Below are 12911 nucleotides of genomic sequence, written 5' to 3'. Positions count from 1 at the left end.
CCGTAGCGTAGCGGAGGAGATTTGGGCGGATTAGCCGTATATTCGTTGTTGTAAGAAGTTCCGCGGATATTCTTACTATTGTTTGATTATACCACTTTCCCGCCCACGCATATTCGTGCACATTGTAAAAAATGAAGCGAGGCGGAATTTTTTACAACGTTCGCGTGTATCTGAAGTGTTCATCCCGATTTAGCAGGATAAACTTCTATTATTAGACGCACGCTTTTTTGATAGAACTCCACCCAAACCTTCATCAAACTAAGGGATGAAATTTTGGTCGGAGGAAAATTGGCACTCCATATAGATTTAATTAACGCCAATTTTCCGTAGCCAGATACACGCTGTTATGTGATGTAGCCAGAAATTTCTTTAATACGCTTTAGAATTTTTTTTGGCGAATTTATTTTGTGAATTTAAGGGTCGAAAGAATTTTTTTCAGATTGGAAACCATTTTTTGTTGATTTACATCATCAATTTCTGTTGAATTAGTTGCGTAATATCTTTTCCCGGATTTGTCTGTCCAGAAAGCTGCGAGCGTAGGACCGCCATCAGCTTCATATTCATACGTATTTATCACAATGCCATTGTTACTTATAGTTGATATAGATACAGAAGTATAAATTTCTGTCATATAGGGTTTGCCATTTTTTAGATTATTTTCTTTTTCTGCGGAGACTTCTTGTGCCCAGGTTGAAATCCAAACCCGTTGAAAATCTGCTGGCATATCCCATTTGTACCCATATTCTTGAGTGTTTTCTATATATACACGACCAATAGCCTTATCTTCCCTAACAAACCAGCCTTTTGGATATTGAAAGCTAATTCCCAGATTATCGCTTGTATATGTCTGCAAATTCGTAGTATCGCTAGCGGGTTGTGTTATGGGCGCTGGCTGGCTAACATCGCTGATTGTTGCGAAATATATGGTTGTGCCGAGCAAAATTACGACCGCAACTCCTAAAATTGCAATGAGGTTTTTTTGATTCATAATTTTATTGATTATTGATAAATTAAATTTATATTTGAGTTATTCGACCCGTGCATCCGCCAAAAAAATTCTAAAGCGTATTAGAGAAATTTCATAGTATTTCACATAATGTTAGGGATATACGAAGTTTTTCTGGAGCGTAGCGGAAGAAAAATTTGGGTGAAGCACGAGCCGAGTGCCGAACCGTATAGCCCTTGTTATATGAGGGTGAGCGTAACGCAGTGAAGCGAAAGCGCAGCGTCCCCTTGAGTTTGAAAAAACAAACCGATCATAAATCAAATTTTAGCAATTTTATACTTTGAATGTTTTCTTGAACTTTCTGTAACCCTGTTCAAAGGTGACTGGGCGTCCCTGCATAGAATTTTTCATAATAGAAAGCGGAATTCTTTTGAAATACAATTGCGACCTCTTTAACATATGTTTATCTTTTTTTCCAGAGTACAATTTGAAAACTTTTTCTACGAATTTGGTGCCATACTCAAATAAACCGCTAAAATCAATTGCTGGATCTCCAAATGCGCGGTCAGAAAAATCAATAATATTAACTTGCTTATTCTTGCTATCCCAAAGGATGTGTGCCCATGCTAAGTCATTATGAGTGAGCGCATTTGAATACTTGTGGTCGAGAGCGTCTTTTAGTTCAGCAAAGTATTCCTCGATGGCTTGGATTTCTCGTTTTCTGAGCCGAGGAAAAAGAAGTTTTTTAACGTCGCGGACTAGGATTTTGTATTCTTCTTCTTGATTTTCAGTTCGGACGTTGTATTTGGTAATGATTGACTTCGGCGTGGCATGAAGTGTTGAGATAAATTCAGCGAGTTGTTTGGCTATGGTATCTTTTTCCGAAGCGGAGAGGCGACGAAAACGTGAAGCAGTAAGCTCTCGGCCACCTACCATATCATATCCAGCAATTGATTTGTCTTTGGAAATGTAGTTGTACTCTGGAATTCCGACTCGGACTTTCTTTTTCAGGTAGTGGAGCAATTGTATTTCATTCTCAAACTCTGCTTTGTATTCTTTGTCTTTGGGAAAGCGAAAAATGATTTTCTCATCAAGAACAATAATAACGTGGTCAAAGCCATGAGTGAGAGTACGGATATTTTTCCACTTTATTTGAGGAAAATAATTTTTGATCTTCTGTATATAGAATTCCGCTTTCATAAAATTGCTAAAATTTTCAAATATTTAAAAGGTTTGTTTTTTTAAATTTCATATAACGTTCCGCAGTATGCGATGTTCACTGGCTGTATAATATCGCACGAAGTGCGGTACAGCCAGTGAATATGGGCGGAAGTTTGCGGAGTGAAACGCAGCAAACTGTAGCCGCATACTGCGTGTTAAGTGATGTAAATTTTACCGTCTTACTTAAACCAATTAGACCAGTCTGCTTGCGCCGTTGGTAAACCTGAGTCGATGGCCCATTTTTTCGCGGCCTCATTTTCTTCTTTGTTAGTGATTACAAACCTCTTTGCGCCGAAAATAATGATGAGTTTGTTTTCCTCTGGATATTTGATGTCCACGTAATTGTAAGGTGCATTTAGTTGTGGCTGAACTAAATTAGCAAACTCTTCCCAGCGAAAAAATGGGACATCGACACGCACGTGTTCTTCACCTTCTTCCTTCTGAAAATCAAAACCCTGCTCTTTTAGCTGAGCAAGCAGACGGCTGTATTCATTCATTGTCCAATCTAGAATGTATGCGTTTGGTTTCATAAAGGTAAAATTTATTTCACTTAACTCAGGTTTAGGTGGAATAGATTTGAGGTTGGAAGTTTAGTTTGGCTTGTTTGCTTGGTTTGGGCGAGCTTTTTGGGTTGCGAAAAGGATAAACCTGAGTTGTAATAATACTTTGCTATTACATAGTTGTGGAGTGACTTGCGGTACACAGTCTCCTTTCAGAGGATGGCTTGTGGTAGCCGTTTGGTCGTTTTTTTATTGTAAATTAGTTTTAATATTGATAGCTAAGTTCGGGTAAGCGAGATGTTTTTTTAGAGTTTTTTTTTAAGATGCGCTTTTGGATTTTAAAGAAATTTTAATTTCGTTTGGTATATGTGATCAGCGTATTTGGAATATTTATTAACAATTATTTATGGCTACGGAAGATTTTTTTGAAAGGCTTAATGAGAGTGGGCAAGGGCCTGTTTACGTTAAACGTATGGTTCGTGAATGGCATTATTTTTCAAATGAACTTGCGATCACCGGTTTTAGTAAGCGGACGATCGAAGCTTATACCCATTGTTTGGAAGAATATTTTTCTACAATTAAATATTGTGGAATGCTGAAAACGCCTTCTTATGCTCATATTAAAATGTTTTTGAAATATAAAGCGGACAGAGGGGTGGCGTCTTCGACGCTAAATGTTTACCTCTGCGCGATTAAGTTTTTTTATAAACGTGTGGCGAAATCGAAGCGTAAAATTCGTGTTAGTTTTGCTAAAAAAGTAAAGCGCCTACCTGTTGTTTTGAGCAAAAATGAGATTTTGAAATGCATAGAGGTTACAAAAAATCCTAAACATAAATTGATTATTAGTCTTGCTTATGGGGCTGGTCTTCGTGTTTCTGAGGTGACGAAATTGCAATTGTGTGACCTCGATTTTGAAAGGAAATTAATTCATGTGCGCAATGCAAAAGGTGGGCGCGATAGATTCACGATTTTACCTGATAAATTGTTGATTGAGATTGCGGATATTGTTAGGTGGAAGTGCGCTGGAGTGAATTCGCGAAATCGGATGACGTATTTATTTGAAAGTCGGAGGGGTGGCAAGTTAAGTGTTGCAACTTTGCAAAAGATATTTAAAAAAAGTTTGGAGAACTCAGGGGTTATGAAAAATGCGTCCTTTCATTCGCTTCGACATAGTTTTGCGACGCATCTTTTGGAAAGTGGAGTTAGTATTTCGTATATTCAAAAATTCCTTGGACATAAGGATTTGAGAACCACACTTATATATACAAAAGTTACTGAAAGCGCTCTGTGTGGAGTCAAAAGTCCATTTTGATTCCTAATGACGTGGTGTTTTTTTTGGATGTAAAGTTTCGGCTTAGGCTTCGATGATAATTGGGATTATCAGTGGGCGCCTAGCGATGAGTTGGTGGACTCGTTTGTCGAGTTTTTGGCGGATGTATGATTTGATCTCGCTGCGTTTTGCGTTCGGATCTTTTCTCATTATCTCGTTGTACGCCTTTGCTGTGTATTCCTGTAGGTTGCGCATGATTTCTTTGGATTCATCCATATAAATAAATCCGCGAGAGACCATGTCGATGTCGCCTTTGAGTTTTTTTGATTTAGTGTGAATAGTGATGAGTGGCATCATAACGCCATTTTCAGACATGAATTTTCTATCTGAAATTATAGCGTGATCAGAGCTACCCATACCCAGCCCGTCGATCAATATGTATTTCGAAGGAATAGATTCTTTGACCAGTTCGGCTTTACCATTTTGCACTTCGATGATTTTTCCATTTTCCGCCATAAGCACTTGTTCGCGAGAGTACCCTTCTTCAACGAAAATTTCCCCATGAGCTTGTCTCATAAAAAATTCTCCATGAATCGGCGCCAGATATTTTGGCTTAATGTATTGAATCATGCGGCGAAGATCTTCTTTTTGACCATGACCTGATACATGCACGTCCATAATTTTATGATGAATAACTTGAGCCCCGGCTTTTGCCAGATTGTTGATTACACTAGATGTAGCCCTTTCATTTCCGGGGATTGGGCTTGCGGACACTACAACCTTATCGCCTTTTTTGATCTGTATGTCAGAGTGATTTCCCATTGAAATACGGGTAAGTGCCGACATCGGCTCGCCCTGAGCACCTGTCGTTAAGACGAGGCAGTTTTTGTCAGGGACGTCATTTGCACGTTTGATTGGATGGATCATACCTTCCGGTACGTTTAAGTAGCCGAGTTTTGATGCGATATCGATATTGTTTAGCATTGAGCGGCCGGATACAAAGACTTTTCTGTCATATTTTTTGGCAGATGCGATAATTTGCCCGATCCTCCCTATAAGTGACGAGAAGGATGCGATAATTATCCTAGAGTGAGTCCCGCCTATAATTTCGTCCAAAGTGTCACCTATGACCATTTCCGAGACAGTGTGGCCGGGCTTAAGTGCATTTGTACTATCTGAAAGAAGTACGTCTACGCCGTGCTTGCCAATTGCCATCATTTTGTCTATCTGTGCTGCAATTCCGTCCGCAGGGGTTTCATCAAATTTGAAATCTCCGGTATGAACAGCCGTCCCACCGGGAGTTTGAAAATACACACCAACTCCATCTGGAATTGAGTGATTTACACGGAAAAAGTCTAATTTGAAATTTCCAAATTTAAGCTGATCATCCGGATGGATGACGTGCCGTGCGACTTTATCGACCATTTTAAACTCCTCAAGCCTTTTTTCAACAAGACCCATAGTAAGTTTGGTTCCATACATTGGTGGATAACCGAGCTTCTCAATCATATATGGAATCCCTCCAATATGATCCAAATGTCCATGCGTGATTATTACCGCTCGTATGTTTTTTTTGCGCTCTTCGAGGTAAGTAGTATCCGGTACTACATAATCTATTCCAAGCATATCGTCGTCCGGGAACATAAATCCCATATCGACTAAAATAATGTCTTCTTCGTATTCGAAGATCATCATGTTTTGACCGACTTCGTTCAGCCCTCCCATTGGGATTATGCGAAGCACGCCTTTTTTAACCTTTTGATTTTTAAATAAAGGTTGTTTTCTTTCTTCTTTTTCGTGATGTTTTTGCATCTTATTCTCTTGTTTCATATCTTTCCTATTGTTGTTATTAGAACTCTCTTTTTGAGGCCCCTGATTTGTATTATTACGTGGTTGTTGAACCGCAGATTTATTTTTTGATTTGTTAAAAAAACGTTTCTTTGAACGCTGCTTCCCGTCTCCCTGATTATGAGGTTGTGACTTTTGGCTCCATAGCCCTGGATGTTGTGCTTTTTGTTCGTGATGCTGTACATGCTCGCTTTCCCGCTTCTTACCAAATGTCTTATTCAACCACTGATCTATTATGTCATTCATGCATTTCTATTATTTATTTTTATTTTCACTACTTCAAGTATAGCTTGAATAGAAATTTATAGCAATTTAATAGTTGAAATTCTTTTATAGGCTCCATTTTTCGCCCCACCTCCCATCCGGAGTTATGCTTTGCCCATTCTTTAGAAGAATAAACATTTCTATTATTTCCGGATTTGTAAGTAAATGTTCGAAGGTGTGGCTAGTGGTCGATTTGGCTTCGTTGAGGGTAAATGGAGTATCTGTTACGTTGCGGAGTGACGTGGTTTCACCACGGAGCGGAGTTAGATATTGTTCTTTTGCAGGGGTTTCTGTTTTTATATTTAGAAATTCCAAAATATGCAAAAGTAGAAATGGCGAAAGATCTTTTGCTATTTGCTGAATTGTGAATGGATGAATGTTTGCAGTTAAGCGCGGATTTAGCTCGATTGGGCAAACTTCTTTGCCATCAGTTACGAGGTCGAATCCAAAAAAACCTCTGAGTCCATGCTTTTTGAAATTTTCTGCAAGCGCATATGAAGCTTTGATTGTTTTTTCAAGCATTTCCTCCGGAACTTTTTTCAAAACTCTTTCTTTATCAAAAATTACTCCGCATGTACCGCCCTCGTGTCGTGAGAATTCCGGGTCTCCTGTTTTTTGTAAAAATGGATAGCTGATATAGACTTCATCGTTATATATACAGCCGTTTAGGGTTAAAGTTTCACCGGTTATGTATGGAGTTACTTTTACTTTTTTCTCCGGAAATTCATTTTGAAGTTTTTGAAATCCGTCATAATTTACAAAATGCGTACTTTGCCCGGCAAACCCGTGAGTAAATTGAATTGCCAGTTTTTTTTCTAAACTTTGATCCAGTAAAATTTCCGGATTTATATCTTTTAGTTTGCCGCTTAGGGTTTGGAGTAGCGCCCCATCATAATCCTTTAGCAGTTTTTCGAAATTCGCCTTTTCTTCGAGATAGGTCGTAGTTTTGGCATCGAGATTTAGATATCCCCAATTATTTTTTTTACAAACAAATTCTATTTTTGAACTTCCTTTAAATGTCAGGATTGAAACTTTTGAGCAGCTTAATTGTTTTTGAAGGTCTTTGATATAGCCTTGAGAGACGATAGATTCCAAAATTTTCCCTGCATTTTCAGAGCCTGGCTCTGAGTCTTCATTGAGGCAAAAAATATTTATTCCTGAGCTCTTTGCTATGTCAATCGCTTCTGAGTCGGTACCGCATACTATCGCAAAGTTTGGCAAAAATTTCTCAAGCCCAACTCCACGCGAAAAATCTTTCGCTACAAATACAATCAGGTGATTATTTAAGCGTTCGTTCAATAAATTTTTAATTTTTTCTGTTGTCATATTTTAAGAGAACAATCTATCACAATCCTCAAAACTGTCCAAGCGTGGAATAACTGACTTATCAAAGTCCGGATTTTTAATTTTCCATTTTTTACCTGTCGATATTACAAGCGACGTTTCATCCGCCTTGTTTTTCAGTGCCGCCGCCATCGCACTTAAACTTTCTTCAGATAGTTCGATTTTTGGAAAATCCATTTTAAAAGTGATAAGCTCCTCTTCATTGATTTCAATATTCCGGCCATTGGTTAATTTTAAAATTTCATTTATTTGTTTTTTTCTTAATGAATGTTTTGAGCCGAGGTTGCCGGCGAAGCCGGTAACACAATGCATTTTTGGGATGGTATTTATGAATCCCTCATCTTTAAGTTTTTTGAATGAATTATACATGCCGATGTAAGAAGCTCCGCTAGTTGAGAATGTATAAATCTCTTTCCAGAATTCATTTAATTTCCCACTAATTTTAAGTCCTAAGTATTGCTCATAGAGCTCTCGCCCTAAACCTTCAAAACCACTTACCGCCAAATCATCCATAGATGGGCGAAGATTTTTTAGCCCATATTTTGCAGCTATATAATTACTTAGCCTTGCTGGATTTTTTGAAAGGAATAAGTTCTTACACTCCTTTGTGAGCATCTCTAATTTTCCAAGCTTACATTTATCACTAGTGAGTACATAAATATTTACGTTTGAATCTTTTGCGTAGTGGATGAGGCATATTCCGGCATTGCCAGACGTTGAAATAACCCCTCCCTTTAGTCCGCTTTTGGAAATATCTTTTATTTGCACACTTGCGGCGAAATGCTTATGTGAGCCAAGCGTATGCAGGTCTTCTCTTTTGATAAAAAACAAAAGCCTTTCACTTAGCTCGCCTGGGCTATTAATCTCTGTTGGTGTATTTTTTTCTGAAAAATGGTCTTGCATTAATAAAAAAAATTCTTAATATGCTGGCAGGTTTACGTTATACGTTTACCGATATGTTTGCAATTTAACTTTCACACAAGGCGCTTTAGAGCTTGCCTTGTGAAATAAGGGAGCGAAGCTATCATTTAATCAAAAATTATGCACAAATGCCTTGACTGTGGTGAAGAAATGGAAATAGACCCATCAGATTATGATATCGATGATATGCTTTATTGCGAACACTGTGGAGCAGTGCATTTAGTGACTTCTATTGAAGACGAAGACATGGGAATCGCTTATGAATTGATGGAGGAGGAGAAATAGAGTAAAAAGCCCAAAAAGAATCCATCTTCTGTGATCTAGCATTTATTCTTCGACTGTAAACGGAAACACCATACCGGCTTCGATGTGCTCAAGAATATGACAGTGCGCTACCCACACGCCGGGGTTTGATATATCTACCAAAATATCCAGATATTCGCCTGCCGGTACATTGACTGTGTCTTTCCATACCAAATTGGTTTGTGGTACGCTATTTTTATTTAGCACCAAAAATCGTTGGCCGTGGAAGTGGATGGGGTGTTGCATGGGATGCATAGAGTTACCATCGTTGGTAATGCGGATTTTCACTTTGTCTCCCACCTTAAACTTCCAATCAATGTCCATATTGGCATTACCGGAGTCTTGATCAATAATCTTCCACGTCACCATGTCCGTGTTGGATATTGCGTTCATGCCTGCGTTGTCCGAGTCGTCCCACTCAATACCACCTTCCGGTACGCCACCCATCATCTGGTCTTCGCCCATGCCGGACGGCATCATATGAGTGTCGTTGCCCATCATGCCCGTGTTGTCACCCATCATATCGAGCGAGAGTTTTATGTGTTTGTCGGTTACTTTATCGAAAAAGGGACGAAAGGAATCAATGATCGCTATGGCTTCGTCGTTATCACGAAGTTTCTGAAATACGTTCGCGTTTGTGGAAGCAATAAACTCATCTGAAACGATAATTTTTCCAAGACGCATCGTTCCGTTGGGGGTCTTGTTTTGAATTTCGTATTCATCCGAGACGTCAAAGCGAGTCTCAATAACAGCACGTTCTGAAGGAGTGATGAGTACCGTGTCTTTCCATTCCTCGCGTTCATATGCGCCGTTGTCTCCGCCGACGAGCTTCAATTTTGTTCCTTTGATAGCCAGATTAAACGGCCGGGCGTTCGCGCTGTTGGTGAAATAGAAACGGATCACCTCGCCTTTTTTGACCGAGAGCGTGTAATCAGTCTCGCCGTTTACGAGCATGACATTCCCGAATCGTCCCATAAGTGCTCGATCCGAGCCGTCTTTGTAGAACGGTGCAATTTTGCCGTTCTCGATCAAGATGTCATCAAGGAAAACTGCAACTTCGCGATCCACTGTGTTCCAATAGGTCGGACTTTCCGGCGTGACCACAAAATTTCCATAGAGACCGAGCTCAATGGCGTAGTCATCGCGCATATGTGGGTGATACCAGTACACGCCCGCATCGGGAAAGGTAAGTGTGTAGGTAAATGATTCGCCGGGGAGAATGGCTTTTTGCGTCACATCGGGTACACCATCAAAGGCGTTGGCCATACGAACCCCATGCGAATGAATGGTATTCTCCACATCCGTATCGTTTTTGAAATTAACGGTCACCGTGACTCCTTGGGGGATTTTCAGGGTCGGCCCGGGGATGGAGCCGTTATAGGCAAGCATTCGTACTTCAGTATTGCCAATTTTTTTCTTTACGAAGCCTGCGGTGAGATTAAACGCGTCTCCATCCTTGAGTTCTATCACCTCCGTTTTTTCGGCAGACGATAATCCCTTAATGCCGGTTGAAAATGTCTGACCGGAGGCAGTATTGTTGTTCGATACGAAAATGCCTCCGATAATTGCTACCGCTATCGCCGCTATTCCAAAAAATAATAGTTTGTTTTTCATAGGTTATTTAGAATTATTGATAATATCCTGGATTTTTTTATCTATTTCCTGCGGTTTTTCTCCCAGGTCTGCGTCCGGAAAAAATTGAGAGAGCACAATTGGGCGCATGCCGGAAATGAATGTTTGCCCATCTTTGATATAAATATTGATTTTGCATGGGAGGCAAAGACCGATTTTAATATCGACATTTAAAAAATCATTGGCGTATTTGGCATTGCAGAATTCAATGATTTTAAACGGTTCTCTTTCAAACCCTTTTTCAGTTAAAGTTTTCTGAACATCATGAATATGTAAAACCCGCATGCCTGCTTTGGCGATTTCTTCCTCAACGCTTTTTACTGATGAATCAAAGTCCTTTGTTGTTGTTTGAGTGTAGTCAAAGTCCATATTTTTGGTTGTTAAAATTTTTTAATTGATGATTGAATTGTAATTCAAAAAATAATCTTTAATACGATTTGTTTAGTAAGTAAATACATTATAATTTATAAGTAAATCTTCAATAAATTTTGATTCCGAATTTTTGTAATAGAATGACATATATACTATAAGCTATGAACATGGTTATTATAGATACGATCATTGCAATACTGAATTTAAAACCATTTTTTAATAATATTGGAAGTATGAGGAAAAAAATTAACGATGGCAAGACTGCCCAAAATATATTTGAGGAAAGATCGATGATTTTTTGAACGTCTTTTGTATCAGTATAAAGCCAGATCATAGCTAAAATAGATGTTAGTGGAAGAGAGGCTAATATAGCGGCAATGGGTGAGAATTTTTTTCCTATTTCGGATATTCCAATGACAACTATGGCTGTGATAATGATTTTAATGAGGTATTGCATATGAAAATTTTAAATTTTTTATTTGGCGTTAGCCAAATTAAGCGGGGAAAATTTTGTTTAGCGAAGCTTTTTAGTCATGGAAGGCGAGCGGCTGCTGCATAATCTTCATCTCTTGCTAAACGTATTTTCATATTGCTTTGAGCTTAAACGAAATTTTCCCAGCTTACAATTTATTTTACAATTTTAATTGTGCGAAATATGTTTAAGGCAGTTTCTTGTTGAGATGCCGTTAAATCGCGACCAGATATTTCGAGGCTAGTTTTTTGAACTTCTCCCCCTAAATCGGCAAAGTAAACACCAGTTGTGCCATCTTCAGTGACTTTTGGAATTACTATTTTAGCATTGTAACCGTCAATAGTTTCATAAGTCACAGTATGGTCTGGATCATTTTCGTCAGCAAGTGGATTGGAATACCAGCCATAATCAAAACCGAGTTTTGCATCGTCACCGACAAATTCACCGACATAGGAATCAATGCCCTGCAATTCGTTGAATTCCCATCCCGGCGGCAAAGATAGTGTAAATGAATTAGCATCAACAAATTGCCAATCTACATCCACCTCATTTGTGGCGGCGGTAGTGTCGTTTGGAACAGGTGATAGTGACAAATTGCTCCAGACGAAATATCCGGCAATACCGAGTACTGCAACAATTAAAATGACGACTGCAATGTTTGCAAATCCTTTATTGTAAGCTTTAGTAGAATACTACTTCAACACCTTGCTTTGCTAGTTCCTCAAGATCAGTTGCAAAGGTAACTCCTGGATATTTCTTTGCGCCATCCTGATCTTCCGAAGGACTTAGTGAAACTTTGTTCACTTCAGTTCTTTTGGCTAATCCATGATTAACGTTAAAAAAATATGCTATGGGTGCAGTTGCGTTAGGATTTGGAAATATCAATTCACACTTGGACCAATTACTAGGTACTTCTAAGCTTCTAGGTGTTTCCATAATATAATGTTAATTATATAGATGGTAATTAAAACATAATCCAATATAGAAAGCAAGGGGTAAGTATTTTGACATTTGGTCTAACGTTTCGCACTTTGCGATGTTTGCTGGTGATATAATAGCGAACGGAGTGAGCCATCACCAGCAAATATGGGAGAGGCACTTTTGGCTGTGCTGAAAGCCAGCCTGAAAAGTGCCGAACCGGCTATACGCTGTTAGGCGCTGTTCTTTAAAACAGGTTTTAAACGGATTGCTCCGTATAAAATAAGCAAACATCCTACTATTACGTTTAATGTTTGAATTAGCAAAATTGGCACGGGTTTCTTTAGCAATGAGAATACAATTACTGATGAGCCCATAAATAGGAAAGTTGCTAGTCCTACCGATAGGCCAAAAATCCAGAGTTGATGTTTTGTGTAATTGTATTCGATTGCTTTGGCAGAAAAGACTCCTGTAAAAAACACGATTGTCATGGGGTTGGAAATTGTGAGAAAAAAGACGGAAGAAAAGCTTGTTAAAAGACTTGATGAATTTGTTGTTAGTTCTGGTGTGCCTATTTCTGTCGGAATGTTTTTGATTATGATAATGCCGATAATAATTAAAACGAGCGAGCTGATAATCCCAAAAGCCTTTTTAATTTTCTTTTTTTCGAGCAATTTCCCAATGCCGAGAATTGCGAGTGATATGTAAAAATAGTCTACGAGTGTAACTGCCGCTACGGCAACAAGCCCATCGTAAAGCGACCTTTGTAGTGCAAGGTTAATGATGAAAAAGAAAACAGGGCCAATTGCCGTTTGAAGTATCAGACCTGTTAATAATCCGTTTGCGAATACTCTCATGTTTTTATTTTAGCTGTTTTAAAGAATGGCGCACAACATCAGG

14 protein-coding genes are annotated in these 12911 nt (G+C 38.9%); 2 read left to right on the top strand and 12 right to left on the bottom strand.

Annotated features, from left to right (window positions below; genetic code table 11):
* Positions 1-400 precede the first annotated feature (400 nt).
* From Q8P68_03905 to Q8P68_03895, 3 genes are all read right to left on the bottom strand, one after another.
* Entirely contained in the window at positions 401-988 is a 588-nt protein-coding gene (locus Q8P68_03905) for a PsbP-related protein (protein MDP4008308.1), read from the bottom strand.
* Between the two features lie 291 nt (positions 989-1279).
* Entirely contained in the window at positions 1280-2146 is an 867-nt protein-coding gene (locus Q8P68_03900) for an aminoglycoside phosphotransferase family protein (protein MDP4008307.1), read from the bottom strand.
* Positions 2147-2346: 200 nt separating this feature from the next.
* A complete protein-coding gene (locus Q8P68_03895; GenBank protein MDP4008306.1) occupies positions 2347-2697 on the bottom strand; it encodes a hypothetical protein in 351 nt (116 codons plus the stop codon).
* A 376-nt stretch (positions 2698-3073) separates the two neighbouring features.
* Between Q8P68_03895 and Q8P68_03890 the strand changes: the two genes are divergently transcribed.
* Positions 3074-3979: a tyrosine-type recombinase/integrase gene (locus Q8P68_03890; GenBank protein MDP4008305.1), complete on the top strand. Its 906-nt coding sequence runs from the start codon at positions 3074-3076 to the stop codon at positions 3977-3979.
* 42 nt (positions 3980-4021) lie between these two features.
* Here Q8P68_03890 and Q8P68_03885 read toward each other — a convergent pair whose 3' ends face one another.
* The 3 genes from Q8P68_03885 to Q8P68_03875 form a co-directional block, all read right to left on the bottom strand.
* Positions 4022-6031 carry a ribonuclease J gene (locus Q8P68_03885; GenBank protein MDP4008304.1) on the bottom strand — a complete coding sequence of 670 codons (2010 nt, stop codon included), beginning with the start codon at positions 6029-6031 and terminating at the stop codon, positions 4022-4024.
* A gap of 84 nt (positions 6032-6115) precedes the next feature.
* Entirely contained in the window at positions 6116-7375 is a 1260-nt protein-coding gene (locus Q8P68_03880; protein ID MDP4008303.1) for an ATP-grasp domain-containing protein, read from the bottom strand.
* 3 nt (positions 7376-7378) lie between these two features.
* Positions 7379-8296, bottom strand: coding sequence for a pyridoxal-phosphate dependent enzyme (locus Q8P68_03875; protein MDP4008302.1), 918 nt, complete (start codon positions 8294-8296; stop codon positions 7379-7381).
* Between the two features lie 138 nt (positions 8297-8434).
* On the opposite strand from Q8P68_03875, the gene Q8P68_03870 reads away from it, so the two are divergent.
* A complete protein-coding gene (locus Q8P68_03870) occupies positions 8435-8599 on the top strand; it encodes a hypothetical protein (GenBank protein MDP4008301.1) in 165 nt (54 codons plus the stop codon).
* Positions 8600-8641: 42 nt separating this feature from the next.
* Here Q8P68_03870 and Q8P68_03865 read toward each other — a convergent pair whose 3' ends face one another.
* The 6 genes from Q8P68_03865 to Q8P68_03840 form a co-directional block, all read right to left on the bottom strand.
* Complete coding sequence (locus Q8P68_03865; GenBank protein ID MDP4008300.1) at positions 8642-10231, bottom strand: multicopper oxidase family protein; 1590 nt, start codon at positions 10229-10231, stop codon at positions 8642-8644.
* 3 nt (positions 10232-10234) lie between these two features.
* Positions 10235-10618 carry a DUF302 domain-containing protein gene (locus tag Q8P68_03860; protein MDP4008299.1) on the bottom strand — a complete coding sequence of 128 codons (384 nt, stop codon included), beginning with the start codon at positions 10616-10618 and terminating at the stop codon, positions 10235-10237.
* 109 nt (positions 10619-10727) lie between these two features.
* Entirely contained in the window at positions 10728-11078 is a 351-nt protein-coding gene (locus tag Q8P68_03855) for a DUF3147 family protein (protein MDP4008298.1), read from the bottom strand.
* Positions 11079-11248: 170 nt separating this feature from the next.
* Positions 11249-11686 carry a hypothetical protein gene (locus tag Q8P68_03850; GenBank protein MDP4008297.1) on the bottom strand — a complete coding sequence of 146 codons (438 nt, stop codon included), beginning with the start codon at positions 11684-11686 and terminating at the stop codon, positions 11249-11251.
* 88 nt (positions 11687-11774) lie between these two features.
* On the bottom strand, positions 11775-12029 hold the full coding sequence (locus Q8P68_03845; GenBank protein ID MDP4008296.1) for a hypothetical protein: 255 nt from the start codon (positions 12027-12029) through the stop codon (positions 11775-11777).
* 215 nt (positions 12030-12244) lie between these two features.
* Entirely contained in the window at positions 12245-12868 is a 624-nt protein-coding gene (locus Q8P68_03840; GenBank protein ID MDP4008295.1) for a LysE family transporter, read from the bottom strand.
* Between the last annotated feature and the right edge of the window lie 43 nt (positions 12869-12911).

Source organism: Candidatus Peregrinibacteria bacterium (genome assembly GCA_030700255.1).
Lineage (GTDB): Bacteria > Patescibacteriota > Gracilibacteria > UBA1369 > JABINC01 > JABINC01.
Note: the sequence above shows the minus strand (reverse complement) of the source record. Positions and strands in the feature narration are given on the sequence as shown.

Bases quoted from the DNA above. Each gene is read 5' to 3' on its own strand.
- Q8P68_03865 (MDP4008300.1), bottom strand. From the start codon at position 10,231: ATGAAAAACAAACTATTATTTTTTGGAATAGCGGCGATAGCGGTAGCA.
- Q8P68_03895 (MDP4008306.1), bottom strand. From the start codon at position 2,697: ATGAAACCAAACGCATACATTCTAGATTGGACAATGAATGAATACAGC.
- Q8P68_03875 (MDP4008302.1), bottom strand. From the start codon at position 8,296: ATGCAAGACCATTTTTCAGAAAAAAATACACCAACAGAGATTAATAGC.
- Q8P68_03880 (MDP4008303.1), bottom strand. From the start codon at position 7,375: ATGACAACAGAAAAAATTAAAAATTTATTGAACGAACGCTTAAATAAT.
- Q8P68_03855 (MDP4008298.1), bottom strand. From the start codon at position 11,078: ATGCAATACCTCATTAAAATCATTATCACAGCCATAGTTGTCATTGGA.
- Q8P68_03900 (MDP4008307.1), bottom strand. From the start codon at position 2,146: ATGAAAGCGGAATTCTATATACAGAAGATCAAAAATTATTTTCCTCAA.
- Q8P68_03870 (MDP4008301.1), top strand. From the start codon at position 8,435: ATGCACAAATGCCTTGACTGTGGTGAAGAAATGGAAATAGACCCATCA.
- Q8P68_03890 (MDP4008305.1), top strand. From the start codon at position 3,074: ATGGCTACGGAAGATTTTTTTGAAAGGCTTAATGAGAGTGGGCAAGGG.
- Q8P68_03840 (MDP4008295.1), bottom strand. From the start codon at position 12,868: ATGAGAGTATTCGCAAACGGATTATTAACAGGTCTGATACTTCAAACG.
- Q8P68_03905 (MDP4008308.1), bottom strand. From the start codon at position 988: ATGAATCAAAAAAACCTCATTGCAATTTTAGGAGTTGCGGTCGTAATT.
- Q8P68_03885 (MDP4008304.1), bottom strand. From the start codon at position 6,031: ATGAATGACATAATAGATCAGTGGTTGAATAAGACATTTGGTAAGAAG.
- Q8P68_03845 (MDP4008296.1), bottom strand. From the start codon at position 12,029: ATGGAAACACCTAGAAGCTTAGAAGTACCTAGTAATTGGTCCAAGTGT.
- Q8P68_03860 (MDP4008299.1), bottom strand. From the start codon at position 10,618: ATGGACTTTGACTACACTCAAACAACAACAAAGGACTTTGATTCATCA.